The organism is Campylobacter sp. CN_NE2, from assembly GCF_027797465.1.
Classification (GTDB): domain Bacteria; phylum Campylobacterota; class Campylobacteria; order Campylobacterales; family Campylobacteraceae; genus Campylobacter_B.
Map to the genome: position 1 here is coordinate 727,459 of NZ_CP115608.1, position 25,846 is coordinate 753,304.

Annotated in this window: 26 protein-coding genes and 1 tRNA gene; 19 read left to right on the top strand and 8 right to left on the bottom strand. The window is 35.8% G+C overall.

The genetic code is table 11. From position 1 onward, the window contains the following. Position 1: 1 nt before the first annotated feature. The 5 genes from selA to PF028_RS03535 form a co-directional block, all read right to left on the bottom strand. Positions 2 to 1,327: an L-seryl-tRNA(Sec) selenium transferase gene (gene selA / locus PF028_RS03515; protein WP_270860384.1), complete on the bottom strand. Its 1,326-nt coding sequence runs from the start codon at positions 1,325 to 1,327 to the stop codon at positions 2 to 4. A gap of 44 nt (positions 1,328 to 1,371) precedes the next feature. Continuing rightward, positions 1,372 to 1,469 (bottom strand) — tRNA-Sec (locus PF028_RS03520). A gap of 44 nt (positions 1,470 to 1,513) precedes the next feature. Beyond that, the gene (gene selD / locus PF028_RS03525; RefSeq protein WP_270860385.1) at positions 1,514 to 2,533 is read right to left on the bottom strand and encodes a selenide, water dikinase SelD; all 1,020 of its coding nucleotides are present in this window, start codon (positions 2,531 to 2,533) and stop codon (positions 1,514 to 1,516) included. After that, positions 2,530 to 3,120: a sulfurtransferase-like selenium metabolism protein YedF gene (gene yedF / locus PF028_RS03530; protein WP_270860386.1), complete on the bottom strand. Its 591-nt coding sequence runs from the start codon at positions 3,118 to 3,120 to the stop codon at positions 2,530 to 2,532. The genes selD and yedF overlap by 4 nt, the downstream gene beginning before the upstream one ends. 80 nt (positions 3,121 to 3,200) lie before the next feature. Continuing rightward, positions 3,201 to 4,145, bottom strand: coding sequence for a formate dehydrogenase subunit gamma (locus tag PF028_RS03535; protein ID WP_270860387.1), 945 nt, complete (start codon positions 4,143 to 4,145; stop codon positions 3,201 to 3,203). Positions 4,146 to 4,322: 177 nt separating this feature from the next. Between PF028_RS03535 and PF028_RS03540 the strand changes: the two genes are divergently transcribed. The 5 genes from PF028_RS03540 (at position 4,323) to fdh3B (ending at position 10,611) form a co-directional block, all read left to right on the top strand. Beyond that, positions 4,323 to 5,999: a 4Fe-4S binding protein gene (locus PF028_RS03540; protein ID WP_270860388.1), complete on the top strand. Its 1,677-nt coding sequence runs from the start codon at positions 4,323 to 4,325 to the stop codon at positions 5,997 to 5,999. After that, positions 6,000 to 6,683 carry a molecular chaperone TorD family protein gene (locus tag PF028_RS03545; RefSeq protein WP_270860389.1) on the top strand — a complete coding sequence of 228 codons (684 nt, stop codon included), beginning with the start codon at positions 6,000 to 6,002 and terminating at the stop codon, positions 6,681 to 6,683. 234 nt (positions 6,684 to 6,917) lie between these two features. Beyond that, positions 6,918 to 7,118, top strand: a complete 201-nt coding sequence (locus PF028_RS03550; protein ID WP_270860390.1) for a twin-arginine translocation signal domain-containing protein — start codon at positions 6,918 to 6,920, stop codon at positions 7,116 to 7,118. A 9-nt stretch (positions 7,119 to 7,127) separates the two neighbouring features. Further along, complete coding sequence (locus tag PF028_RS03555; RefSeq protein ID WP_270860391.1) at positions 7,128 to 10,043, top strand: formate dehydrogenase subunit alpha; 2,916 nt, start codon at positions 7,128 to 7,130, stop codon at positions 10,041 to 10,043. Between the two features lie 10 nt (positions 10,044 to 10,053). Continuing rightward, positions 10,054 to 10,611 (top strand): formate dehydrogenase FDH3 subunit beta, encoded by a 558-nt coding sequence (gene fdh3B / locus PF028_RS03560; RefSeq protein WP_270860392.1) that lies wholly within the window; start codon positions 10,054 to 10,056, stop codon positions 10,609 to 10,611. 44 nt (positions 10,612 to 10,655) lie between these two features. On the opposite strand, the gene PF028_RS03565 is transcribed toward fdh3B, so the two are convergent. Further along, positions 10,656 to 11,435 (bottom strand): histidinol-phosphatase, encoded by a 780-nt coding sequence (locus tag PF028_RS03565; protein WP_270860393.1) that lies wholly within the window; start codon positions 11,433 to 11,435, stop codon positions 10,656 to 10,658. Positions 11,436 to 11,511: 76 nt separating this feature from the next. Here PF028_RS03565 and PF028_RS03570 point away from each other — a divergent pair, with 76 nt between their 5' ends. The 14 genes from PF028_RS03570 (at position 11,512) to rplS (ending at position 22,054) form a co-directional block, all read left to right on the top strand. Next, positions 11,512 to 12,774, top strand: a complete 1,263-nt coding sequence (locus PF028_RS03570; RefSeq protein ID WP_270860394.1) for a peptidase U32 family protein — start codon at positions 11,512 to 11,514, stop codon at positions 12,772 to 12,774. Next, the gene (gene purE, locus PF028_RS03575; RefSeq protein WP_270860395.1) at positions 12,771 to 13,265 is read left to right on the top strand and encodes a 5-(carboxyamino)imidazole ribonucleotide mutase; all 495 of its coding nucleotides are present in this window, start codon (positions 12,771 to 12,773) and stop codon (positions 13,263 to 13,265) included. The genes PF028_RS03570 and purE overlap by 4 nt, the downstream gene beginning before the upstream one ends. Positions 13,266 to 13,358: 93 nt before the next feature. Continuing rightward, positions 13,359 to 14,102: a hypothetical protein gene (locus PF028_RS03580; RefSeq protein ID WP_270860396.1), complete on the top strand. Its 744-nt coding sequence runs from the start codon at positions 13,359 to 13,361 to the stop codon at positions 14,100 to 14,102. Positions 14,103 to 14,323: 221 nt separating this feature from the next. Further along, positions 14,324 to 15,211, top strand: a complete 888-nt coding sequence (glyQ, locus tag PF028_RS03585) for a glycine--tRNA ligase subunit alpha (protein ID WP_270860397.1) — start codon at positions 14,324 to 14,326, stop codon at positions 15,209 to 15,211. After that, positions 15,208 to 15,930: a Nif3-like dinuclear metal center hexameric protein gene (locus tag PF028_RS03590; RefSeq protein WP_270860398.1), complete on the top strand. Its 723-nt coding sequence runs from the start codon at positions 15,208 to 15,210 to the stop codon at positions 15,928 to 15,930. The genes glyQ and PF028_RS03590 overlap by 4 nt, the downstream gene beginning before the upstream one ends. 13 nt (positions 15,931 to 15,943) lie before the next feature. Beyond that, positions 15,944 to 16,651 (top strand): zinc ribbon domain-containing protein, encoded by a 708-nt coding sequence (locus PF028_RS03595; protein WP_270860399.1) that lies wholly within the window; start codon positions 15,944 to 15,946, stop codon positions 16,649 to 16,651. Next, positions 16,648 to 17,775 carry a lipid IV(A) 3-deoxy-D-manno-octulosonic acid transferase gene (gene waaA, locus PF028_RS03600; protein ID WP_270860400.1) on the top strand — a complete coding sequence of 376 codons (1,128 nt, stop codon included), beginning with the start codon at positions 16,648 to 16,650 and terminating at the stop codon, positions 17,773 to 17,775. The genes PF028_RS03595 and waaA overlap by 4 nt, the downstream gene beginning before the upstream one ends. Further along, positions 17,775 to 18,524, top strand: a complete 750-nt coding sequence (locus tag PF028_RS03605) for a pseudouridine synthase family protein (protein ID WP_270860401.1) — start codon at positions 17,775 to 17,777, stop codon at positions 18,522 to 18,524. The genes waaA and PF028_RS03605 overlap by 1 nt, the downstream gene beginning before the upstream one ends. Positions 18,525 to 18,595: 71 nt before the next feature. Continuing rightward, positions 18,596 to 19,930, top strand: coding sequence for a signal recognition particle protein (gene ffh / locus PF028_RS03610; protein ID WP_270860402.1), 1,335 nt, complete (start codon positions 18,596 to 18,598; stop codon positions 19,928 to 19,930). Between the two features lie 74 nt (positions 19,931 to 20,004). Further along, the gene (gene rpsP / locus PF028_RS03615; protein ID WP_270860403.1) at positions 20,005 to 20,232 is read left to right on the top strand and encodes a 30S ribosomal protein S16; all 228 of its coding nucleotides are present in this window, start codon (positions 20,005 to 20,007) and stop codon (positions 20,230 to 20,232) included. A 2-nt stretch (positions 20,233 to 20,234) separates the two neighbouring features. After that, positions 20,235 to 20,477 (top strand): KH domain-containing protein, encoded by a 243-nt coding sequence (locus tag PF028_RS03620; protein ID WP_270860404.1) that lies wholly within the window; start codon positions 20,235 to 20,237, stop codon positions 20,475 to 20,477. Then, positions 20,470 to 21,000 carry a ribosome maturation factor RimM gene (gene rimM, locus PF028_RS03625; protein ID WP_270860405.1) on the top strand — a complete coding sequence of 177 codons (531 nt, stop codon included), beginning with the start codon at positions 20,470 to 20,472 and terminating at the stop codon, positions 20,998 to 21,000. The genes PF028_RS03620 and rimM overlap by 8 nt, the downstream gene beginning before the upstream one ends. After that, a complete protein-coding gene (gene trmD, locus PF028_RS03630; RefSeq protein WP_270860406.1) occupies positions 20,997 to 21,701 on the top strand; it encodes a tRNA (guanosine(37)-N1)-methyltransferase TrmD in 705 nt (234 codons plus the stop codon). The genes rimM and trmD overlap by 4 nt, the downstream gene beginning before the upstream one ends. Beyond that, positions 21,698 to 22,054, top strand: a complete 357-nt coding sequence (rplS, locus tag PF028_RS03635; protein ID WP_270860407.1) for a 50S ribosomal protein L19 — start codon at positions 21,698 to 21,700, stop codon at positions 22,052 to 22,054. The genes trmD and rplS overlap by 4 nt, the downstream gene beginning before the upstream one ends. A gap of 363 nt (positions 22,055 to 22,417) precedes the next feature. Here rplS and serA read toward each other — a convergent pair whose 3' ends face one another. Continuing rightward, positions 22,418 to 23,995, bottom strand: coding sequence for a phosphoglycerate dehydrogenase (gene serA / locus PF028_RS03640; RefSeq protein WP_270860408.1), 1,578 nt, complete (start codon positions 23,993 to 23,995; stop codon positions 22,418 to 22,420). Between the two features lie 47 nt (positions 23,996 to 24,042). Then, positions 24,043 to 25,719 carry a 30S ribosomal protein S1 gene (locus tag PF028_RS03645; RefSeq protein WP_270860409.1) on the bottom strand — a complete coding sequence of 559 codons (1,677 nt, stop codon included), beginning with the start codon at positions 25,717 to 25,719 and terminating at the stop codon, positions 24,043 to 24,045. Between the last annotated feature and the right edge of the window lie 127 nt (positions 25,720 to 25,846).

The following is a 25,846-nucleotide window of genomic DNA, read 5'->3' on the forward strand; positions in this document are numbered from 1 at the left end:
CTTATCCTTGTAAAGAGTTGATTTTTTCAACTAAAATTTGCAAATCTTTATCAAAAATCGAGCGAAAATCAAGACAAAATTTATCATCTTCAATGCGACCGATAATTCCTAATTTTCTAAATTCGCTTTGCAAAATAGTAGCCCTTTTATCAATGCAAAAAGCCAAAACTACTGTATCGTAGCTTACATTTGGCAAACTCCCGCCGCCGACAAAAGATTTCGAAGGCAAAATTTGCGTTTTAAATTTGATATTTTTTTGAACAAATTCGGCACTTTTTTTAAGCTCATTTATACTTTTTTGAATTTGAAAAACAGTTGGTATTAGACTTATTTCGCCATTTTCATAAGCATTTATACACTCATCTAACAGTGAAATGGTGATTTTATCAACCCTTAGCATTCTAAGAAGCTGATTTTTGCGAAGTTGCGAAATCAACTTTTTTTTGCCTAAAATGATGCCACACTGAACCGAGCCAAAAAGCTTATCGCCACTAAAACTAATAAGCGAAACCCCACTTTTAGCTAGTTTTTTGATATTTACTTCGTTTTTGCTAAATTTGCCTAAATTTAGCGCAGCTGCACTTCCTAAATCAAAATAATCAATCAACTTGTGTTTTTTAGCCAAATTTGAAATTTCAAAAATGTCCGTTTCTTCGCTAAATCCGACAATATCGAAATTTGAACGATGAATTTTGACAAGCATTTTTGTATTTTCGTTCAAATTTGCTTCGTAATCTGAAATTTTTGTTTTATTTGTAGTACCAACTTCCCTTAAAATCGCACCAGAACTAGCCATGACTTCCGGCACTCTAAAACTACCACCGATTTCGACTAGTTCGCCCCTGCTAACAATGGCTTCAAATCCTTTTGCAAAAGTGTTAAAGACCAAAAATACGGCACTTGCGTTATTATTTACTACAAGCGCATCTTCAAATCCAAAAAAATTTGCTAATCTTGCCCCGATGAAATCGTAGCGATTACCCCGTTTGCCTGTGTTTAAATCAAATTCTAAATTCGAATAATTTGTGATATTTTTTTCACTTCGTTTTAAAATTTCAGCCGAAATCACGCTTCTGCCAAGATTTGTGTGAATCACCACGCCTGTTGCATTTATAAGTGGTTTTAAGGCAAGATTTTCAAATTTTTCATACTCATTTTTGATTTTTTGAATAATCTCATTTTCGCCCAAATATGGCTTGTTTTGCATAGCTTTTCTTCGCTCTTTTGCGATAATTTCTTTTGCAAGTGATAAAATTTTGTTTTTATTGCAACTAGCAAATTCTTTCAAATTTGCGATTTTATCGATTTTTGGTAAAGAGATTTCCATTTTATACCTTTGCGTTTGACTTTAACTAAGTCCTTTTAATTTTATGGCGAGAGAGTGAAGGAATCGAACCTTCCAAAGCACGATCAATCGCACTTTCATCGGATTTGAAGTCCGCGGACGCTACCAAGTCGTCATACTCTCCAAACTCTGTATTGTATCAAAATACTATTAAAATTAACAAATTTGCTAAATATAAATTTTAAACTCATCTTTTTTTATGACTTCTGCGATGATACTAGCGTGTTTATAACCTGCATCTTTTAAGCGAGTTATGGCAATATCAGCATCTTTTTCGCTAACGGATAAAAGAAGTCCGCCGTTGGTTTGTGCATCGCAAAATTTAATATCAGGCATTATATTTACATTTTTTTTCGTAAATTCCAAATTCTTATAGCTTCCAGCAGGAATAAACCCGTTATCAACGCATTTTTGCACATTTTCGAAAAATGGAATTTTATCTGCATAAAATTTAAACGAAATGCTATCATTTATCATCTCACTAGCATGTCCTAAAAGCCCAAAGCCTGTTATATCGGTGGCTGCGTGAATTTGTAAATCACGCACAGCTCTGGTTGCATATAAATTTAGCATTTTAATCTGTTCTAATGCTTCCTTAAATTCGCTAAATTCCAAAAAATCAGCTTTAATCGCAGTCGATATTATCCCCGTGCCAAGTGGTTTTGTTAAAATCAAAACATCGCCGATTTGTGCTGTATTATTGCTCCAAAAATTATTTGGGCTAACCTTGCCCGTAACGCTAAGCCCATAGTAAATTTCAGGCGTTTTTATCGTATGGCCACCGACTAGGACTGCACCACTTTCGGCGATTTTGCTCTTTCCGCCTTCTAAAATTTCAACCAAAATTTCATCGCTAAAATGAAAGTTATCAAATCCAACGATATTCATCGCGCTTATCGCTTCACCGCCCATAGCAAAAACATCGCCAATGGCATTTGCAGCAGCGATTTGACCGAAAATGTAAGGATCATCGACTAGCGGCGTCATAAAATCAAGCGTTTGCACAAGTGCAAATTCATCATTTATCTTAAAAATTCCGGCATCTTCGTTGCTGGTGATTGACGAGAGCAAATTTGGGTGTGGTTCGATCAAATTTGCTAAATTTTTATCGATTGCGCTAGGTTCTAGCTTGGCAGCACAGCCAGATGATGAAGCAAATTTTGTAAGGCTAAAATTACGATAATTCATAGTTTTATCGCTTCGTTTTCGCTCAAAATTTCCATGATTTCAAGTGCATTTGACATGCGACCGATCGCAAGTTTATCGACAAGTTTATAGGCTTCCAAGCAGCTTCCACAACTAAGAATTTCTATGCCTAAAATTTCCAAATTTTTAAGCACCCCAAAACTTTCGTGAGATCTATTTGTCGTCATAAAAACGGCGTTATTTACGCAAATTATCATTTTTGGTTTATCTTGTAAATTTGCGATGGAACCTAAAAATTTACTAAGCAAACTTTTGCCTACTGCGCCACTTCCACAACTTTCTTCATTTAAAAAAACAACTTTTGATTTCTTATGGTTTATGTCGCAAAAATCCTCTGCATTTTCGTTTTTCAAATCGCCTGTTTTTTGGATTTTAAAAGTCGCTTCACTGCCGTTTTGCGTGATATTGGGTTCGTATCCGTTTGTCTGCAAAAATCTTTTGACATTTTCTATCGCAGCCGTTTCGTTTAAGATAATTTCTATACTTTCGCCTATTTTAGCACTTTTTAAAGCTTCTTTTGTTTTGATAACAGGTGCAGGACAAGCCAAATTTCTACAATCAACTTGCATTGTATTTCCTTAAATTTAAAGTATCTTTGAACCTCAAAGCTAAATTTAAAGGGCAAATTCTGTTAAATTTGCCCCGTTTTTTATAATCTTTCGTATTTTTCTTCAAATTCTGATTTTTCGATTTTCTTTTTATCTAATAACTCGCGATACCAGTAGTGGTGCAAAACATAAACCTCTTCTTCTTCTTTGTAACCTGAAATCATAGAATGAATCGCACCTTTTATCGCAAAAACTGCCATATAGATATGGACACATAAAAATACTGCACAAATCGCGCCCAGCACATTATGCACGATGACACTTGCGCGTAAGAACTCGATTTGAGAAATGCCAAAAATCGCACTAGCGTTAATCGCACTAAAATCAAGAAAATACATCGCAGCACCTGTGATTATCATCACAAGACCACCAAGTGTTGCTATCCAAAACCACGCTTTTTGACCTGCATTAAATTTACCTGCCGGAATCGCCCGTTTTTTCTTGCTTAAATAGCCACCGACAATCATCATCCATTTTATATCATAAAGTGCAGGTAGCATTCTATAAAACCAGCAAAATAGCATAGGAAGAACACTAAAAGCAAATGTTACAGTCGCAAGCCCGTGTAAATTTTTACAAACTCTTACAAAAAATCCGCCACCAAAGACATCGCCAAACATCATTATAAGACCAGTTGGAACCAAAATCACCCACGAGATAGCAGCTACTAAGTGAAATAATCTCTCAAATTTATTAAACGCTAAAATCTTGCCGTGAGCGTGCGAAAAGTGCTTTGGACCGACGATGACATAATGCAACACAAACGCAAAAACTACTGCCATAATAGCAAATGCTGCAAGCCATGCAAAATAATCATTGCTTTGCATATACATAAAAATCGGCGCAAATCCACTTTCGTAAGTTTGTCCTGCATTTTCAAATCTTGCATTTCCCCAAATATTATTTGAATTTTTTTGAACTATATCTGCGTAGTTTTGGGCATTTGCTAAGCCAAAACAGGCTAGAAAAAGTAAAAATTTTTTCATACAAAATACCTTTAATTTTGGTTAATTTTAAAACACAATATTATACCTTTGTGCTTTTAAAAATTTGCTAAATTTTAATATGAATAAAAAAATTTAATAATAATTTAAAGTAAAAATTTAGAAATAAAAAAACAAAATTTGATATAATTTGCCGTTTAAAAAAATTTAAGGTAAAAAATGAAAGAATTTGCATTTTATAAAGGCGATATAAAAGATGCCGTCTTAGGCGATGAAATCGAAATTTTTGATGATTGTATTCCGGAAAATTTACCGACTTTTTTGGTATCAAATTCGCCAAAAATCAAGGCTCAAATTTACGCACCACAAATCGATTTTTATATAAAAAATTCAAGCGATGATTTTTTGCAAAAATCAAAAAGCGTAAGTTTAATGTATGAAGCAAGGGCGGTTTGCTTTGATTTGGCAAAGGATTTGGATTATCAAAAAAGCGTTGGCAAAAATATCATTTTAATAAGCGATGAAAAAAGAGAAAATTTAGCAAATTTGTTAAAAAAGCACGAATTTAAGGTAATTTTACTAAATCATAGCGAAGTTAATTTTCTTTACGGGCAAGTTGGCGAAATCGTAGTGCAAATTTTGCAAAATGGCGAAGAAATCGAAGTTACGGCTGATTTTGCGCTCATAGAAAATGCAAAAGATTTTATGCTTCGCCAAAGTGGTTGTTACGAAATTTCAGGGCTTAATGATGATGAAATTTTAAAAATTTTAACACAAAATTCACCACAATTTAACTATAAAAATTCCATAACTTACGATTCGCAAATTTGCGATTATCATCACAGACGAGATGAAATTTGTGCTAAATGTTCTGAAATTTGCCCCACAGTTGCCATTTTAAAAGACGACGAAAATAAAGAGCTTGTTTTTTCGCATATCGATTGTATCGGCTGTGGCAGGTGTGTAGGAATTTGCCCCACAGGTGCGATTGATAGCGCAAAAATGCCACGAAATGCCTTTTTGCAAGTCGCAAAGCTTTATGAAAATAAAAAGATTTTGATAATTCCACAAAATTTAGATTTGCAGGATTTAAGCGTAAAACTTCCCCAAAATACGCTGATTTTGAGCCTTTATGCGCTAAATTTTTTAAGCCTAACGCACTTTTTAACACTTTTGCAAACAAGCGGTGCAAATTTGGCGATTTTTGATTCGCAAAATAGCGCAGATAAGCCACTTTGCGAAAGTATTGATATTATAAATCAAATTTATGAGCTTAAATTCAAAACTCGCGCAGTATCGCTTATACAAAACCAAAACGAGCTTGAAAGTGCTTTATCAAATTTGCAATTTATCGAAAATTCCAAATTTAACCTTGTAGAAGCAAATCTTTCAAAACTAGAAATTTTCTCAAAAAGATTATCATTTTTAGTCGGAAATGAGAATTTGGGTGTTGTAAAAAGCGGTAAATTTATAACTCACGGCAAAATTTCCATAAACGAAAACTCTTGCACGCTTTGTTTAAGCTGTGCGGGAGCCTGTAATACGGGCGCACTTTTTGCCGATGCAAATGATAATTCGCTCAAATACAACGCTTCACTTTGCACGGCGTGTGGATACTGCGTGAAAAGTTGCGCCGAAAAAGATACGATAAATCTGCAAACCGGACAAATCGAGTTAAAACCTGAATATTTTTCTCACCAAATTTTAGCAAAAGATAGCTTGTTCGCCTGTATCGAGTGTGGCAAAGAATTTGCCCCAAGCAAGGCAGTTATGAAAATCGCCGAGATGATGATGAGTAAAATTTCAGATCCAGTTACGCAAAAAACGCTATATTGTTGTGGGGATTGCAAGGCAAAAATAATGATACAAAAAATGCACGAACAAAAGGATATATAAATGGATATTAATATCATAAAAGCTAGAAGTTATTATTACGAATTTTTTGCGATTCCGTTTTTTTTCTATGAAAATGAAACTAAATTTGAAGTTTGGAAAGACCAACTTGCCGTGCTTAAAAATTCAGCTATAACGCCAGAAGATAATGAATTTTTTGCAAATTTGGAAAAATTTAGTTTTGATGAGTTTAAAACAGAACAAAACACGGCTTTGTTTGATTTTTCTTATGCAAATGTTCCACTGAGTGCGTCATTTTACGATGAAGGCAGAGACGAAGGGGCGATGAAAATTCTGGTTTTAAATACTCTTAAAAAGAGCAAATTTAGACGAAATAATGAATTTTGCAAAGATAGCGAAGATTTCATCGGATTTATTTTTTATTTTATGAGTTCGCTTTTAAAAGATGAGTTGCAACGCGGTTCAAACTTCCTTTCTACCGAGCTTTTTGTCAATGTTATAAATAAATTTATAGATGAATTTATATCTCTTTTGTTAGAACACAAAGGCACAAACTTTTTTAAAAATTTAGCAAATTTGATGAAAAGTTTTTTTGCTTTGGAAAGATCGCTTTTAGCCGTAGATGCGCCTAAATTTGAAAAAAGTGTCGCAAAAGAAGCCTTAGCAAGACTTCCTTATGAAAATCGTTTTAAAAACCCAAGAAATGTTTTCAAGCTTGATAAATAAAAATTTAATAAATGTAATAAAATATTATTAGATTATATATTTTAATATATAATCTAATAACGCATTTTGCTAAATTTCTTAAAATAAACTAAAATTTTTTAAGAAACTTTTATTTTAAATATTCAATTTAGTATGTTTTTGATAAAATTCAAAGAATTTAAAGTCTATCAAGGGGCAAGGTTGCCCAAATCCCTAGATTTTAAGTAGAAAATTTTGCCTAGTGAAGGAAAAATTATGGAGACAAATCGCAGGGATTTTTTAAAAAAATCTCTTAAACTCACTGCCGCAACTACAGCAGTTGTCGGCGCTACTACCATTTTAGCCAACGATGAAGTTAGCTCATCAAATGGTGTTGCAAAGGGAAAATCAAAGAAAAAAGAGGTGCTTTACAAAAAAAGTGAAGCTTGGGAAAAATACTACAAAACGGTATATTAGGAGCAAATGATGGACAAAACAATCGGAAGGCGAAGCTTTCTGAAACTTGCTGCTCTTGGCGCAACTAGCGTTAGCGCATTTGGCAATAACGAAACATTGCGAGATGCTAGTGCCGATGAAGTTAAAAATCCGTTTCCAAATTCGGTCAAAAAAAGAACCATTTGTTCTATTTGCTCGGCTGGTTGCGGTATTGTAGCAGAAGTTGATGAAAGCACAAATACTTGGATAAGACAAGATATGGCGATTGACCACCCTATTTCACAAGGTAGCCATTGCTGTAAAGGTATCGATCAAATCGATCTTACAAAATCAAAAATGCGTCTAAAATATCCGCTTAAAAAGGTTAATGGCAAGTGGGAAAGAATAAGCTGGGAAACTGCCGTCAATGAAATTTCAGAAAAAATGCTGAAAATTCGTGAAGAAGACGGTCCTGATAGTGTTGAATTTTTAGGTTCAGCTAAATTTTCAAACCAACAATCATTTTATTTTAGAAAATTTGCGGCTTTTTGGGGCACGAATAATATCGACCATGTAGCCAGAATTTGACATAGCGCAACAGTCGCCGGTGTGGCGAATACTTGGGGTTATGGTGCTATGACAAATCACTTTGGCGATATGGCAGCAAATTCTAAAATGATTCTTTATATAGGTGCAAATTCAGCCGTTGCAAACCCTGTGGGTGGTATGAAACACGGACTTCAAGCCAGAGATAGAAACGGCGCAAAAATCGTAGTTGTAGATCCAAACTACACTAGAACTGCGGCAAAAGCTGATTTATACATTAGAATTCGCCCGGGAACGGATATTGCATTTATTTATGGTATGTTACACTTGATTTTCAAAAACGGCTGGGAAGATAAAAAAGTCATCGAAACTCAAAGCTACGCAATCGAAGACATTAGAGCAGAAGCCGAAAAATGGACACCGGAAGTAACTGCCGATGTAACGGGCTGTGATAAAGATTTGCTAATCCAATTTACGCAAATGTTTGCTACGACTAAACCTGCTACTTTGATTTGGGCACTTGGTATCACTCAACACTCAGTCGGTAGCTCAAATACAAGAATTCTTTCAATCCTACAACTAGTTTTAGGAAATATGGGCAAACCGGGCGGCGGAACAAACATTATCCGCGGACATGATAATGTTCAAGGCTCAACAGATATGGGCAACCTAGCCGATACCTTGCCTATGTATTATGGTTTGGCTGATGGCGCTTGGAAACACTACTGCAAGGGCTGGGGCGTTGAATTTGACGAATTTGTAAAACGATTTGCAACTTCTGTTAAAGAACCAAGAGAAAAACTCGGCGAAGCAGTAAAAGGAACGAATTTCAAAGAGTATTTCTATCACGATGCAAATAATCCAGAAGATAGAAATTGGCGAAATGAAAAGGGCTTTTCACTAGCTAAATGGTGGCAAGGCGTGCTAAAAGAAGAAAAAACCTACACAAGCGGAAATTTACGCGTTCTTTGGGTTCAAGGAACAGGAATCACATCTATGGCTCATCAAACCAAAATCAAAGAAGCCGTAGATAAACTTGATATGCTTGTTGTGGTTGAACCTTTCTTAAACGAAGTTGCTATTTTAAGCGACAGAAAAGACGGAATTTATGTGCTTCCAGCTTGCACTCAGTTTGAAAGCGAAGGCTATGTAACAGCCACAAACCGCTCGGCTCAATGGCGAACACAAGTCATAAAACCACTTTTTGAAAGTAAAGAAGACCAAGAGATTATGTTTATGTTTGCTAAAAAATTTGGTTTTTACGATGAGTATGTCAAGGGTATGAAAATGGGAATCGTCGATGGCGAGTTAAAACAAGTTAAAGATGATTTCGTATGGCCTGATGATGCGACAGATGAGATTGCTAGATGCGGACATAGTATCGGAAATCAAGGTAGAACAGCTGAAAGACTTCGCCGTCATCAAGCCAACTGGCACAACTTCGATCCTGATACGCTTATGGGAATCGGCGGAGATGTTAAAGGCGAATACTACGGACTTCCATGGCCGTGCTGGGATACAAAACACCCTGGAACGCCGATTATGTATGATTTGACTAAACCTTATGAAAAAGGTGGTATGGGATTTAGAAATCGCTTTGGATTAGAGCACAACGGCGTTTCACAACTTGCCGATGAAAGCATAACTTTGCCGAATTCAAAGGTTAAAGGCGGTCACGCTCAAATCACAAAAGATAATATCGAGCAAATTCTAGGTATTACTTTAAGCGAAGAAGAAAAGGCAAAAATCGGCTCATCTTGGAGCGATGATTACAGCGGTATTATCAACCAAAAATGTAGAGAATTTGGAATTTGTCCGTGTGGAAACGCAAGAGCAAGGGCGAAAGTTTGGGAATTTGCTGATCCTATTCCGCTTCACAGAGAGCCTATCCACTCTCCACGATGGGATTTAGTGCAAAAATATCCGTCATTTGACGATCAAGCACGAAATTTCCGTGTTGCTACAAAATTCAAAAGCGAACAACAAGAGAAAGATTGGAGTAAGGAATTCCCGACCATCATGAGTTCGCTTCGGGTTGTAAATTTAAGCGGTGCAGGTATGTTAGAACGAACTAGCAAATATCTTGCAGCGATTACACCTGAGATGTTTGCTCATGTAAATCCAAGCTTAGCAGCAGATCACGGCATAAAAGACGGCGAAATGATGTGGATACACGCCCCACAAGGCACAAAAATAAAAGTAAAATGTATCTACTCGCACTCAGTTACGCCTGATCGTATCGTGCTACCTTATAACTTTGCAGGAATTTTCCAAGGCGTTGATTTAAGCGATCGCTATCCGGAAGGCACCAAGCCTTATACTATCGGCGAAAGCTCAAATATCATCACAAACTACGGCTTTGACATTAACACTCAAATTTCTGAGTTTAACGCTGGTCTTTGTAGATTGGAAAAGGCATAAGGGGTAAGATATGGCTAGAATGAAATTTTTTGTAGATAATGATAGATGTATAGCATGTTACGGCTGTCAAGTGGCATGTTCAAATGCACATGAAGTCCCAGTAGGCGTAAATCGCCGAAAAGTCGTCATCATAAACGAAGGAGTTGAAGAGAAAGAATTTGCTAGCACGCTTGCATGCCAACACTGCACGGACGCGCCTTGTTCGCAAGTTTGTCCGGTAGATTGCTTTTATATCCGTGACGACGGAATTGTATTGCACGATAAAAACAAATGTATCGGCTGCGGCTACTGCCTATATGCTTGTCCGTTTGGTGCGCCACAATTCCCACGAAATGGTGCTTTTGGTATAAAAGGCGCTATGGATAAATGCACAATGTGCGCAGGCGGTCCAGAAGAGACAAATTCTCACATTGAGCGAGAGCTTTACGGACAAAATCGTATCGCAGAAGGCAAAGTGCCTATGTGTGCTGCTATTTGCTGCACAAATGCACTACTTGTCGGCGATGCAACGGAAGTTTCAAACATTTACCGCAAAAGAGTAATGTTAAGAACTCCACAAAAAATATAAAAACACTCGGTAAAAAGGGCAAATTTGCCCTTTTTACTAAATTTTTAATCCAAATTTATAAATTCAATATCTTTTTGCCTAAAATATGCAACTTTTGAGTATCCAAAAAATTTTGCTTTTTCTAGCAATTTTTCGTAGTTTTGCGTAACCTGCTCCACGCTGTGAGCGTCGCTAGAAAGCGTGATATTTACGCCTAAATTTGCGATTTCTTCAAGCAAAATATCGCTTGGATAAATTTCGCCCACGGGTTTTCTAAGACCTGCTGAGTTTAACTCAACCACGATACCGCTTTCTTTTATCGCTTTTAGGGCATTTTTAGCTAACACTCGCACATCTTTTTTCGGTAAAAATTTAAAAACCTTTATCAAATCAAAATGCCCTAAAATTTGAAATTTTCCGCTTTTGCAAAGCAAAGCGATTTTTTCAAAATATTCAGCGTAAGTATCATCTACTGCCCTATTTTTCCACTCGCCGATAAATTCAGGGTCATCAAAACCCCAACCATCTAAAAAATGCACCGAACCGATAAAATAATCAACTTTTCGCTTAAAAATTTCATCGCTCATAAAATTTTCTAAAAAATCGACTTCATAGCCTAGCAAAATTTCCATTTTGCCCTTAAATTCGGCTTTTACTTCATTTATCATATCTTCATAAAAATCCATTTGCGAAAAATCCATACGATATTTTTCATCAAAATTCATAGGATTGTGATCTGAAAATCCGTAAATTTTAATGCCATTTTCGTAAGCCTTTTTTGCGTATTGCATTGCCGTGCCTGTGGCGTGGTTACAAAGATATGTGTGATTGTGTAAATCAACCATTTTAATCCTTTAAAACTCTTTTTTAGGATAATTTTAGTAAAATCACGCTTAAAAATTTTAAAATTATGGAAAGAATTTGAAGAAACCCGAACTTTTAAGCCCGGCAGGAAACCTAACAAAACTAAAAATCGCTGTTAATTACGGAGCAGACGCCGTTTATGCCAGTCTTGGTGCATTTTCGCTTCGCCAAAGAAGTGCGAAAGAATTTGACAAAGATAGCTTCGCCGAAGGTGTCGCTTACGCCCATAAATTCGGCAAAAAACTCTATGCGACCATAAACGGCTTTTTAACTAACGCCCAACTAGAACCCACCGAACGCCACATTAAATTTTTAAAAGAAGTCGGTGTCGATGGCTTTATCATCGCCACGCCAAGCGTAATGAGCTTAGCCAAAAAAATCGCCCCTGAGATCCCAATCCACATTTCAACCCAAGCAAATGTGCTAAATTATATGGACGCTGAAATTTATCAAAGCTTAGGCGCAACTCGCATAGTCGCAGCCCGTGAAATGACCCTAAAAGACGCCGTTTTGATAAAAGAGCATTTGCCAAATTTAGAAATCGAAATTTTTGTGCATGGCTCAATGTGCTTTGCTTATAGCGGTAGGTGCTTGATTTCAGCGGTGCAAAGCGGGCGTTTTAGCAATCGCGGAAGCTGTGCGAACGACTGCCGTTTTAAATATGAACTTTATGCCAAAAATGAAGAAAACGGCACACTTTTTCGCCTTGAAGAAAAGGAAAACGACGGCACTTATATAATGAATTCAAAAGATCTGAATTTAAGCTCTCATATCGAAAAAATCATCGCCACCGGTGCAATTGATAGCTTTAAAATCGAAGGTCGCACGAAAAGCGAATATTACGCAGCATGTGCAACGCGAACTTATCGCATGGCGATTGATGACGCCATAAACGGCAAATTTAGGGCTGAAATTTATGAAAGCGAACTAAATACGCTAAAAAGTCGCGGTTTTACCGACGGATATTTGATCCACAAACCTTACGAGCGAGATAACACGCAGAATTTAGATACTAGCATAGAAGACGGAACGCACCAAGTAAGCGCTATTTCAAATGATGGCGAATTTATAAGTGTAAAAGATAAAATCGCTCCAAATGACGAATTTGAAATTTTTGCTCCGTTAAATTCGAAAATTGAAATTTGCGATAATGAAATCGGACAAATTTATGAAAATAACGGCAAATTTTGCCTTAAATTTAAAAAATTATTATCAAAAACAAATAAAGAATTCAGTGAAATTCACAGCGGAAATTTAAATGAAATCAAACTCCCCGCGAATTTGCCTGAATTTAGTTTTTTGCGAAAGGAAATAAAATGAAATTTGTATCAATCATAATGGGCTCAAAAAGCGATTTTGAAGTCGTAAATGAAACGGCAAAAATCCTAAAAGAAAACGGCGTTGCGTATGAAATGATAATAAGTTCAGCCCACAGAAGCCCAAAACGCACAAGCGAATATGTTACAAATGCCGAAAAAAAGGGAGCGCAGGTTTTCATTTGTGCAGCAGGTATGGCAGCTCACCTTGCAGGTGCTGTGGCGGCAAATACGACTAAACCCGTCATCGGAATCCCTATGAGTGGCGGCGTAAGCGGCGGCGTTGATGCGTTGTATTCGACCGTGCAAATGCCAAGCGGTATGCCTGTTGCGACCCTTGCTATCGGCAAAGCAGGAGCAAAAAACGCGGCATTTTTGGCAATGCAAATTTTGGCTCTCTCAGATGAAAAAATCGCAAAAAAACTGCTTGACATGCGAGAAGAAGCGATAATTTCACTTGAAAAAGATTCAAAAGAAATCGAAGTTTTGCTTTGAAAATTTGCAAATCCAAAAAACGCTACCATGCGTTATTTGGTTATTCCTTTTGACTTCGTAAATCTTGCAATAACAAGAAATAAAGGGTTAAATGTGGAAAATTTTGAAAATTGGAATAAAAAGAAATTTGATAAAAATTTAAATAACGCTAAAAGAAACTACGATTTAGAACCGATTGTTTTATTAAACCACGATGTGAGTATCGAATTTATCAGGACTATTAGCATAATTGTATTTATTGTGATAAACCTTATTGTCCCTATTGATAATTGGCACTCAAAACTATATGCCATAATATTTTGGTTGCCATTTTTGCAATCCAGCCTTACACGCTATAAAACCCATAAAAACAGCAAATTCATATTTTCAAAAGATTTTATAAGGCAGACAAATGACGGAAATATCAATATAAAAATCAATTTATATCAAATTTTGGAAATCAAAAAAATAAAACAAATATTTAATGAAGATGCAAGAAGAACATTTTACGGACAAAAACAAGGAAATTTATTAAGTGGAACTTTTGGAAAAATATTTGCTATCGTAGGAATTTCTTTGATTATTTTCATATATGTTTTTGGATTGTTAGTTGTAAGAAAAGACCCTTTTGGCTTATTGATAATCTTTTCAATACTAATTTTTATAATTATATATTTTCTACTTCCACAATTTATTTACCATATTAAAAGTGGTGGCTTGAAAAACTGGCTAAATGATACGCTTGAAATTCAAACACAAGATGAAGTCATTTTTGTCGTAATTGCAAACAATAACGAATACAACGAACTTAAAGAGTATTTTTTAAGTAGGTTAAATATAAATATAGACAAAATTTAAAATGAAAAATTTAATAAAATTAACCAAATTTGCAAAAAAACAAGTAGCGAATTTACTATTGGCGATTGCTTTGAATTTGCCTTACGGCAAATTCTCGCAATGACAATGGAATTATTTTGCAAATTTAAATTTTTGCATTTAATAACCCGCAAACCTTGCCAAATTTAAAAATTTATGGTTAAATTCAAGGTTTTAATAAAATTTGTAAAAAAGGGAAAATAATGACATTTTCAGAGATTATTTTGGCGCTTCAAAACTACTGGCACGAGCAAGGCTGTTTGCTTGTGCAACCTTACGATATGCCAGCAGGGGCTGGAACTTATCATCAAGCGACATTTTTACGAAGCTTGGGCGATAAGCCTTGGAGCGTGGCGTATGTAGCCCCTAGCCGTCGCCCTACTGACGGCAGATACGGCGAAAACCCAAATCGCCTAGGTTCGTATTATCAATTTCAAGTGATTTTAAAACCAAGCCCAAAAAATATCCAAGAACTTTATCTAAAAAGCCTTGAAGTTTTGGGCTTAGATCTTAAAAAACACGATATTCGATTTGTTGAAGACAACTGGGAAAGCCCTACACTTGGTGCTTGGGGGCTTGGCTGGGAAGTTTGGCTTGATGGCATGGAAGTAACGCAATTTACATATTTTCAGCAAGTAGGCGGAATTCCGTGCGAGTTAATCAGCGGCGAGATTACCTACGGCTTGGAACGCCTAGCTATGTATCTGCAAAGTAAAGATGATGTTTATGACATTATTTGGGACGAAAAAGATGGTCAAGTTACCACTTACGGCGATGTTCATAAACAAAGCGAGTATGAATTTTCAAAGTATAATTTTGAAATCGCCGATACAAAAATGCTTTTTAATCAGTTTCAAAACGCCTTTGATGAGTGCAAAAATATCCTTGAAATCGGTCGAGCTGAATTTGAAAGTGGCAAAAGCAAAACGCTTTTAGCGCTTCCTGCTTATGATTATTGTATGCTTGCGGCTCATACTTTTAATGTCCTTGACGCGCGTGGCGCAATCAGCGTAACGCAAAGGCAAGATTATATCTTAAAAATTCGCGAGTTAGCTAAAAGTTGCGCGTTAGCCTATAAAGAGAGCCTATGAAAATATCTGAAATTTACGCCATTTTAGACGAAATCGCACCATTTTGCGATCAAGAAAGTTGGGATAACTCCGGGCTTATTTTGGGAGATTTTAACACCGAATTTGAACGAATTTATCTTAGCCTTGATTTAGATAGTGCTTTGGTGGAAAAGGCAAAGCCAAATTCGCTTTTTATCACGCACCACCCGCTCATTTTTAAAGGTTTAAAATCGCTAAATCCGAGTTTGTATCCTGCGAATTTAATCTATAAAATGGTGCAAAAAAATATATCTTTGATTTCGCTTCATACAAATTACGACAAGCACATTTTAAATAAATTTGTAGCCGAAAATGTCCTAAAATACGAGATTACGGATATTAAAGATTTTATTGTTTTTATGAAAATCGATATGAAATTTGATGATTTAGCAAGTGATATTAAAGAAAAATTGCAAATTTCAAATTTAAGAGCCGTAAAAACCAAAGAAAATATCAAAACTATCGCACTTTGCACGGGAAGTGGTAGCGAATTTGCCGCGAATTTAGGCGTGGATTGTTTTTTAACAGGCGATTTAAAATACCACACGGCGTTAGAAAATTTTGAAAATAATGTCAGTTTGATAGACATTAACCACTTTGAGAGCGAACGCTATTTTGGGGCTTCATTGCAACCTTTCTTGCAAAAAAATCAAATTGAAGTTATAATAACAAATTCAATAAATCCATTTAAGTATTATTAGAAAAAGGAAAAAAATGAATAAATATCTTACACAACTTGTTGAACTTAGCGAATATGACAAGCAACTTGATAGCTTTAAACCAAAAATCGCTAGTGTAGAGAAAAGTCTAAATTCAAAAAAAGATGAAATTTCAAGCGTATCGGCTGAAATCGCAAATTTAACGGGCGAAATCGCCGAGCTTAAATCTCAAATTTCGCAAACAAACGCCCATATCAGCAACTTTTCATCAAAAATCAAAAGTTCAAGCAAAAAAAGCAGTGCCGCAAAAACTGAAAAAGAGATAAAAGCTCTAAGCGTCGAAGAAGAAATCGCAAAAGAGAGCCTAGAAGCTGCAAACGATGAAATCGAAAGGCTTGAAAAAATCGTTGCAAACAAAGAGCAAACTCAAAAAGAGTTACAAGAAAAAGAAAAAGCACTAAATGGCGAATTTGACGAGCTTGAAGCAAGTCTAAAAACTCAAATCGAAGAAATCGCAAAAGAACGCTCTGAAATTTACACAAAAAGAGACAAACTAGTCGTCGGCATGAACCAAAAAATGCTTTCATTTTACGAAAAAATTCGCAAATGGGCAGGAAATACGGCAGTAATACCTGTAAAAAAACAAGCATGTTATGGCTGTTTTATGAAATTAAACGACAAAACATATTCATCGGTTATTAGAAGCGATGACATCGTAACATGCCCGTATTGCGGTAGAATTTTATACAAAGAAGCTGAGTGATTTACAATCTTTTGGCTTGGACGGCTTGGATTTTATCCTTGCCGTTTATTTTTATTTTAAGCTTTAAATCAAAATACACAAAAAGCCTACCTGCTAGGTTTTTTTTATTTAAAAATCCCAAATTTGCACCTTGTGATATACATTTTCACGCTTGTAGCCTTGGCGAAGTAAATGCTATTTCAAATTTGGTAAGCAAATTTGAAAATGTCGCTATCACCACAACGACGGCGACAGGTTTTGCGGCGGCAAAAAAAATCACGCCAAATTCGCGTTTTTTGCCGTTTGAAAATTTGCTTCCTTTTTGGCTAGAAAAATCAAAAATTTGCGTTATTTTTGAAGCAGAACTTTGGCTAAATTTGGTTCGCTACGCAAAGAAAAACGGCTCTTTTGTCGTTTTATTAAATGCACGAATTTCTGATAATTCTTATAAAAATTATCTAAGATTTAAATTTTATTACAAGATGATTTTTGCAAATATTGATTTAGTTTTAGCTCAAAGCCAAACAGACGCCACTAGATTAGCCGAGCTTGGAGCGAAAAATATCCAAATTTGCGGAAATATAAAAAGTGCAAATTTAGCCAAGCCAAACAAAAATTATGCAAAATTTGATAAAAAACTAATCACAATCGCAAGCACTCATGAAGGCGAAGAAGAGCTGATTTTAGCGAATTTAATGCCACAAAGTGGTTGCAAATATATCCTTGCTCCACGCCACCCTGAACGATTTGAAAAAGTAGCTGGGATTTGCGAAAATTTTGCAAAAAAACATAATCTAAGTTTTGAAAAATTTAGCGAAAATTTAGGCTTGAAAAGCGATTTTATCGTCCTTGACACACTTGGCGAACTTATAAATTTTTACGCTATTTCAGATGCCGTGATTTTAGGCGGTAGTTTTGTGCCTAAAATCGGCGGACACAATCCGATAGAAATAGCACAATTTGGCGTTCCTATCGTAAGTGGCGAGTATTTTCATAACCAAAAAGCACTTTATAATTTGGTTGAAAATTTGCAAATTTGCAAAGCCAGCGAAATAAATTCGCATTTAAAAAACCCAAAACCGACAAAAATCACGCAAATTTGTGATTTAGAAAAAATCATAAATTTATTAAAGGAAAAAATCTAATGCAAGAAAAAGCTTATAAACTTTTGGCGATTCAAGAAAATATCTCAAACAACGAAGCAAAGGCTCTCATAGACGACGGACTTGTAAGTGCAAAGGGCGTTAAAATCAAAGTGGCAAGAGAGCTTATGAGCGAAAATACAAAATTCGTCGTGCAGAAAATAGCAAAGCCTGTGAAAATTTACGAAGATGAAAATTTAATCGCCGCAAATAAGCCAAACTTCGTAACCAGCGAGAGTTTAGAGAAAATTTTTAACGCAAATTTGTTAAACCGACTTGACAAAGAGACAAGCGGTGTGATTTTGCTTTACAAAAATGACGAATTTAGGGAAATTGCGATAAAAGAGTTTAAAAATATGAAAGTCAAAAAGACCTATTTGGCGATTGTTAATGGGATTGTAAGCGAAGAGATCGTAATCGATAGTCCGATTTTAACGCTAAAAACTAAAACAGGAGCGATTTCGAAAATTTCAAAAGACGGCAAAACGGCGATTACGGAAGTTTTCCCGCTTATGGTAAGCGGTAAAAAATCGCTTGTAAAAATAAATATCCAAACAGGCAGAACTCATCAAATTCGCGTTCATTTAGCAAGCATTAATCACGCCGTAATCGGTGATGAAAAATATGGAAAAAATCGTAACAAAAGAATGTTTTTGCATGCTTATGAAACCGAAATTTTGGGACTTAAATTTAAAGCAAATTTAGATAAAAGCTTTAACGAATTTGGCTTTGAAGTGCCAAAAAATATTTAATTCAATGAGTTTTAAGATAGTTTTTGCTAATATAAGCGTTTTGTTAGAATTTAATTTAGAAAGGCTTAAAAGTGTTTGAAGTTATAAGCGAATCGTTTAAAAGTGCCGTTAATAAACTTAGAATCATAGATGATGAAAAAGCGCTTAAAAATGCGCTTGATACCCTAAAAAAAGCACTTTTAAAAGCCGATGTTCATCACAAAGTAACAAAAGAATTTTTAAATTTAGTCGAACTTGAACTAAAAGCCACAGGAATCGGACAAAAACAATTTTTAGACGCTATAAAATCAAATTTAACCACTATTTTAACAGCACCCGGAAATCAAGGCTTTGTATTTGCCGATAAAAACCCGACTGTCGTTTTAATGGCAGGTTTGCAAGGTAGCGGTAAATCAACCACAACAGTAAAACTTGCAAACTATCTAAAACTTCGCAAAAAAAAGGTTTTAATCGCAGCTTGCGATTTGCAACGCTTAGCAGCCGTCGAGCAACTAAAACAGCTTTGTGCGACAAACGAGCTTGAACTTTTTAGCATTGACGGCGAAAGCGATCCGATAAAAGTGGCAAAAGAAGCCTTAAATAAAGCAAATTCTGGTTTATACGATGTTTTACTCGTAGATACCGCCGGACGACTTGCCATAGATGAAGCGTTGATGAATCAAATTAGCGAGATTAAAAAAGCTATTAACCCGCATGAAATTTTCTATGTAGCCGATGCGATGAGCGGTCAAGACGGCGTGAAATCAGCAGGAGCTTTTAACGAAGTTTTGGGCATTACAGGTGTTATTTTATCTAAATTTGACGCCGATACAAAAGGCGGCGTTGCATTTGGTATCGCAAAACAGCTAAATATACCGCTTAGATTTATAGGAACAGGCGAAAAAGTGGCTGATTTAGAAGGTTTTATTCCGGACCGTGTTGTAAGTCGCATTATGGGCGAAGGCGATTTGGCGACTTTGGTTGAAAAAACAGCAGCCGTGTTTGACGAAAAAGAAGCAAAAATTTTAAATAAAAAGATTAAAAAAGGACAATTTAACTTTAACGATTTTATAAATCAGCTTGAAAGCGTTAAAAAACTAGGAAATATGAAGAATTTAATCGGCATGATTCCGGGGCTTTCAGGCATGGCAAATAAAATAAATGACATTGATTTGGATAACTCAAAAGAGATTATTCACATTAAAGCGATGATAAATTCTATGACGCCGAAAGAGCGAGAAAACCCTGATTTGTTAAACAATTCACGCAAACGCCGACTAGCTCAGGGTGCAGGGCTTTCGCAAGTAGAAGTAAATCATTTCTTAAAGCAATTTACAAACGCAGCTAAGTTAGCAAAGAAATTTTCAGCCAAAGGCGGTATGCAAGGTCTTGCTTCGATTATGCCAAAGCAAGGTTACCCTAATTAGATTTAGGGCTTTAAAATGTCTGTATCGGCGGACATTTTAAAACTTTAAATTTAAACATTTTTAAGGAGAAAAAAATGACAGTTGTTAGACTAACAAGAATCGGTCGCAAAAAAAGACCTTTTTATCGTATAGTTGTTACAGATAGCAGAAAAAGAAGAGACGGCGGTTTCATCGAAACTATCGGCTTTTACAATCCTATGAGCGAAGGCGTTGATGTTAAATTTGATGCCCAAAGACTAGCTTACTGGAAAAGCGTAGGTGCTAAACTTAGCCAAAGAGTTGCTCAAATCACAAGTAAATAATTATGGTTGAAAATTTTTTAAAACAATACGCAATAATGATTGCGGATTATCCAAATTCTGTTCGCACAGAAAAAAATGTGAGTGAAGAATTTACGGAAATTATTATCTATGCCGATAAAGCCGACACAGGCAAACTCATAGGCAAAGACGGCAAAATGATAAACGCCATAAAAACGGTTATTTTAGGCTACAAAGCCAAAGATCCTACTCAATACAAAATCACGGTCAAAGCAGCAGATGCCTGATGAGCTTTTAGAAGTCGCTAAAATCGGCAAAACTATCGGTCTAAAAGGAGCTTTAAAACTCCACGATAAAAGCGACTTCCCTAAGCAGTTTAAAAAAGGTGCTAAATTTTTTCTTGGCACAGGCGAAATTTTAGAAATTTTATCTTTTTCTAGTGCAAATTCTAGCGTTATCTTTGTCGGCTTTGATAGTATCGAAAAGTCGCAAATGCTCGTAAATCAAACACTTTATCAAAGTAAAGAAGCTACAAAAAAATCGTGCAAACTAAACAAAGATGAGTTTTTTTATTTTGATATTATGGGGCTTGAAATTTGCGAAAATTCACAAATTTTAGGTATCGTTAGCGATATAATAGAAACCGGCGCAAACTATCTTTTTGAAGTAACAACTTCGCAAAATTTAACCCAAAATGGTTTGCCAAAAACTTTTTTTGTCCCTTATATCGATAATTTTGTAGAAAAAATTTGCCTTGATGAAGGCAAAATTCATACCAAAAACGCAAAAGCGATTTTAGAAAATTCATGAATTTTATCTTTATCACACTTTTTGAAAATCTTGTAAAGCCCTACTTTGGGGATTCTATTTTAAAAAGGGCATGTGAAAAGAATTTGATTTCAACACATTTTTTTAACCCACGCGAATTTACCGCAAACAGATATAAAAAAGTCGATGAGTATATGATCGGCGGTGGAGCCGGACTTCTTATGCAGTGCGAACCTTTGGCGAATACGATTGAAAAAGTAAAAACTAAATTTGAAAATGTAAAATTCATATACCTTACGCCTGTGGGTAAAAAATTCACTCAAAATGACGCAAAACGGCTAAGCAAGGAGCAAAATTTATGCTTTATTTGTGGCAGATACGAAGGAATCGATGAACGCATTATCGAAAAATATATCAATGAAGTTTTTTGCATAGGCGATTTTGTGCTAACGGGTGGCGAGTTACCGGCACTTTGTATGTGCGATAGTATCGCACGAAACATAAAAGGCGTTTTGGGAAATGAAAGTTCGCTTGAAATCGAAAGTTTTGAAAACGAACTTTTAGAAGCACCGTCGTTTGCAAAACCTGATAATTTTGCAAATTTGAGTATAATTTCAGAGTTTTTAAAGGGAAATCACGCTAAAATACAAGCTTTGAAATTTAGTATGGCGAACTCAAAAACAAGGTTCTTTCGCCCCGATATGTTCCGCAAAATCAAGTATCGCCAAAAAGGAAAACTATGAGAAATAAATACATCGAAGCATTTGAAAACGCTCAAATCGCTAGTAAGTCTGTGCCTGAATTTCGTGCAGGCGATACGCTAAAAGTCGCTCTTCGCATTAGAGAAGGAGACAAAAGCAGAGTTCAAAATTTTGAAGGCGTTTGTATAGCTAGACGCGGAAGTGGCGTAGGCGAAACATTTATTATCCGCAAAATCGGCGCAAACAATGTCGGCGTTGAGAGAATTTTTCCTATTTTTAGCGAAAGTATCGAAGGTATCGAAGTGCTAAGAAGAGGTCGCGTTAGACGCTCAAAACTATTCTATCTACGCGAAAGACGCGGTAAAGCTGCTAAAATCAAAGAACTTAGAAAATAATTACGAACTTAATCTCATAACCCTTGTGAATTTTCAAATTCGCAAGGGGTTTTTAAATTTATTCTCTTTTATACGATTACTGATAAAATTTTATAGAAAAATTAGATTTTAAATTTGAATTATTTTGATTGTTTTTACTCGTGAATTACCACGACTTGCTTACGGCAAGTCTTGCGATGACAAATTTGCTTAATTTTCTAAAAAATATTCAAGACAGAATAGGCGTAGTAATTTAAAAAATTTCGCTGTTTCAAGGGAGCTACCTTTATCGGTAGTGACCGCAGAAATAGCGAAATTTTTTAATTTAATCCGTTCAAGTTTGGGGAATTAAAAGCTTAGGTTAATTTCAATTACACCAAAATATTATAAAACAGCGTATCGAACCATCAAACACGCTTCTAACGCACCAAGCTTATCTAATATCTCTTTTGTTATATCTTGATCGACCAAGATAACAGCCAGTGCGTTGCCGTCTTCGCCACGACCCAAACGGAAATCAGCGATATTGATTTTTGCATCAGCCAAAATTCGGCTAATGTTAGCGATAACGCCCGGAACATCGGTATTTTTGAAAACTATCATTTTGCCTTTTGGCTTGAAGTCGGTTTTAAAGCCGTTTATGTTGATAATGCGACCTTCACTCTCATCAAAAACCGTTCCGTCGATAGTGGCGACATCTTTGTCGGTTACGATTTTAACGCGAACTTTGTTTTTGATACTTGTGCTGTGAATTTCGTTAGCTTCGCAAACTATACCCTTTTCGTCGGCAATAAATTTTGCATTTACATAATTTATCAAATCCCCTGCACTATCACGCAAGGCACCTACAATCGCAAAAATAAGCATAGAATTTAGATATTCTACGATTTTACCGCTACCTTCAAGTTTGATTGATTTAATCGCACCTTTGTTGATTTGCGCAGCAAAATACGCCATTTTTGAAATCAAATTTATATAAGGCTCAATCTCTTGTGGTAAATTTTCTGTGCGAATCGGTAAATTTAGCGCATTTGGATAACAAATTCCACGAGCTGCATTTATGGCTGCTTCGGCAGCTTCAACTGCGATATTGCTTTGAGATTCAAGCGTATTAGCCCCTAAATGCGCCGTCGCGGTTACATTTTCAAAATCCAAAAACGGGTGGTTATTTGCCGGTTCTTTATCAAAAACATCGATACCAAGATATGCGATTTTGCCGTTTTTAAGGTTGTTTATAAGCGCGTTTTCGTTATAAAGCCCACCACGAGCGACATTTATCAAACGAACGCCGTCTTTCATTTTAGCGATTTCAGGCTCATCAATCATATTTATAGTTTCTTTGTTTTTTGGCGTATGAATCGTAATAAAATCGCATGATAAAATATCTTCGAAATTCGTTGTATATTTCACGCCGACATTTGTCGCTTTTGACGGGTCGATATAAGGGTCATACGCGATGACATTCATACCAAAGCCAAGCGCTCTAACGCCAACGCGAGAGCCGATATTTCCAAAGCCAATAATACCAAGCGTTTTTTTATAAAGCTCTATGCCATACCATTTTTCGCGTTTCCAAATTCGGTTGATTTTTAAATCATTACAAGCATTTACATATTTTCGTGCCGAATTTATCAGATGACACATAGTCATCTCAACAGCAGCAATGGTATTTGCCGTAGGGACATTCATCAAAATAATTCCCCGTTTCGAACAAGCGTCAATGTCGCAGTTATCGACACCAACCCCAGCTCTAACGACGGCTTTTAAATTTTTTCCTGCTTCAAGGAATTTTTCATCAACAGGCGTCGGGCTTCTTGTGATAGCAACATCGGCATCGCCAAGCATACCTAAAAGCTCGTCTTTTTCCACGCTTGAAGCGTCAATCACTTTAATATCTTTTTCTTTACCTAAAATTTCAAAACCAATATTGTGAATTGCATCGCATACTATAATAGTCTTCATAAAGTATCCTTTAAAGGGAGAAAAGCCCGAATTTACGGGCTTTAAATTTAATTTGCAAGTTGATCTTTGATAAGATCGCCAAGCGTCATTTTATCGTCGCTTTCGCTGTTGAATTTATCTAAATCTTCACGCTCTTTTTGTTTTGCAAGGCGTTTAATGCTTAGGCGAATTCTATTTTTCTTTTCATCGATAAATGCAATCGCAGCTTCGATTTCATCGCCTACTTTCAAATTCGCAGGATCAATCGCGCCTAAATCTTCTTTGCGGATTAGCGCATCGACATTATCGCCAAGTTCGACAAACACACCAAAATCTTTAATATCGCGAATTTTGCCTTTTACGATACTGCCTTGTGCGTGAGATTTTGCATACTCATTTACAGGGCTATCGGCTAAATCTTTGCGATTTAGAGAGATTTTTTGCGTTTCATTATCGATTTTGATGATTTTTACTTCTACTTCGTCGCCGACTTTGAATAAATTTTTGCATTTTTCATTTCTATCCCAAGAAGCATCTTCATTATGCAAAAGACCTTCAACGCTTCCGATTTTAATAAATGCACCAAAATTTGTGATAGTCGTCACTACGCCTTTGACAACATCGCCTACTTTGTAAGCTTCGTTAAATTCGTCAAATGGTTTAGCTAATAAATTTTTAAGGCTTACTCTTAATCTTCTTTCTGCTGCGTTGATTTCAACGACTTCGACATCGATTTCATCGCCTTCTGAAATGAAGTCTTTTGGATTTTTGATATTTTTATCCCAAGAAATTTCGCTGATATGCAAAAAGCCTTCAATGTCATTTCCCAAATCAACAAACGCACCATAAGGCTCTATGTTGCTAACTGTTACTTGGATAGTATCGCCGACTTCTAAGCTATCTTTGATTTCGTCCCATGGATCAGGCATTGCGCCTTTGATTGAAAGTGATAAATGTCTTTTGTCATTGTCATATTTGATAACTTTTACAGGAACCTTGTCGCCTTCTTTGTAAAGCGAATTTGGATTAACAGGACCTTTGTAGCTAATTTCGCTGTAATGAACTAGCCCATCTACGCCACCGACATCAACAAACATACCATAAGTTGTAATTTTTTTAACGACACCTTCGATGACGCCGTCATTTTCAACGATTTTTGAAATCGCTTCTTTTTTGACTTTTCTGTCTTCATCTAAAAGTTTTTTGCGAGAAACAACCACGCTTTGCTCGTCTTTGTCGATTTTAATAACTTTTACTTTATATGATTTGCCGATTACTGAATTTGAGTGTTTAAATGCACTTTGCGAACGAGGCATAAAAAATTCAACACTGTCGGAATTTACGCATACATAGCCACCTTTGTTAAAAGAAACGATTTTTACATCGAAAATATTTTCTGCATTTTCATCGAATTTTTCGATAAATTCTTTAACTTTTTCTTTTTTAAGTGCTTTTTTGTATGACACTAGCGGACGACCGCCTCTGCTACCTGTGATAGCAACTTTTATAGAATCGCCTTCTTTAAAAAGCAAATTGCCGTTTTCGTCAGTTATTTCAGAGATTTCTAAAACACCTTCTGATTTTCTACCGACATCGACAAATACTTCGCTGTCTTTTATAGCGACGATTCTACCCTCGCCAACTTCATCTCTTTCAGTCTTTTTGTAAGACTCTTCCAACATTGCCGCAAAATCTTCGTTTTCGAATTCTGCGTTATCTTGAACTTTTTCGTTCACCTTAGGCATCTTATTCCTTTTAAAATGATTTGCGCTTTTTAAAAAAAGCACGATTTATAATTATATTGCAAATTTACTTTATATTTTATAAAAAGAAATGGCTAAATTTTATGATGATATTCTAAAAATTTTTCTT

Coding starts and splice junctions, on each gene's coding strand:
- rplS (WP_270860407.1), top strand. CDS start 21,698: ATGAGAAATAAATACATCGAAGCATTTGAAAACGCTCAAATCGCTAGT.
- PF028_RS03565 (WP_270860393.1), bottom strand. CDS start 11,435: ATGGTTGATTTACACAATCACACATATCTTTGTAACCACGCCACAGGC.
- trmD (WP_270860406.1), top strand. CDS start 20,997: ATGAATTTTATCTTTATCACACTTTTTGAAAATCTTGTAAAGCCCTAC.
- PF028_RS03550 (WP_270860390.1), top strand. CDS start 6,918: ATGGAGACAAATCGCAGGGATTTTTTAAAAAAATCTCTTAAACTCACT.
- rpsP (WP_270860403.1), top strand. CDS start 20,005: ATGACAGTTGTTAGACTAACAAGAATCGGTCGCAAAAAAAGACCTTTT.
- rimM (WP_270860405.1), top strand. CDS start 20,470: ATGCCTGATGAGCTTTTAGAAGTCGCTAAAATCGGCAAAACTATCGGT.
- purE (WP_270860395.1), top strand. CDS start 12,771: ATGAAATTTGTATCAATCATAATGGGCTCAAAAAGCGATTTTGAAGTC.
- PF028_RS03590 (WP_270860398.1), top strand. CDS start 15,208: ATGAAAATATCTGAAATTTACGCCATTTTAGACGAAATCGCACCATTT.
- PF028_RS03545 (WP_270860389.1), top strand. CDS start 6,000: ATGGATATTAATATCATAAAAGCTAGAAGTTATTATTACGAATTTTTT.
- PF028_RS03620 (WP_270860404.1), top strand. CDS start 20,235: ATGGTTGAAAATTTTTTAAAACAATACGCAATAATGATTGCGGATTAT.
- PF028_RS03605 (WP_270860401.1), top strand. CDS start 17,775: ATGCAAGAAAAAGCTTATAAACTTTTGGCGATTCAAGAAAATATCTCA.
- PF028_RS03595 (WP_270860399.1), top strand. CDS start 15,944: ATGAATAAATATCTTACACAACTTGTTGAACTTAGCGAATATGACAAG.
- PF028_RS03540 (WP_270860388.1), top strand. CDS start 4,323: ATGAAAGAATTTGCATTTTATAAAGGCGATATAAAAGATGCCGTCTTA.
- selD (WP_270860385.1), bottom strand. CDS start 2,533: ATGAATTATCGTAATTTTAGCCTTACAAAATTTGCTTCATCATCTGGC.
- selA (WP_270860384.1), bottom strand. CDS start 1,327: ATGGAAATCTCTTTACCAAAAATCGATAAAATCGCAAATTTGAAAGAA.
- PF028_RS03645 (WP_270860409.1), bottom strand. CDS start 25,719: ATGCCTAAGGTGAACGAAAAAGTTCAAGATAACGCAGAATTCGAAAAC.
- PF028_RS03535 (WP_270860387.1), bottom strand. CDS start 4,145: ATGAAAAAATTTTTACTTTTTCTAGCCTGTTTTGGCTTAGCAAATGCC.
- serA (WP_270860408.1), bottom strand. CDS start 23,995: ATGAAGACTATTATAGTATGCGATGCAATTCACAATATTGGTTTTGAA.
- yedF (WP_270860386.1), bottom strand. CDS start 3,120: ATGCAAGTTGATTGTAGAAATTTGGCTTGTCCTGCACCTGTTATCAAA.
- glyQ (WP_270860397.1), top strand. CDS start 14,324: ATGACATTTTCAGAGATTATTTTGGCGCTTCAAAACTACTGGCACGAG.
- fdh3B (WP_270860392.1), top strand. CDS start 10,054: ATGGCTAGAATGAAATTTTTTGTAGATAATGATAGATGTATAGCATGT.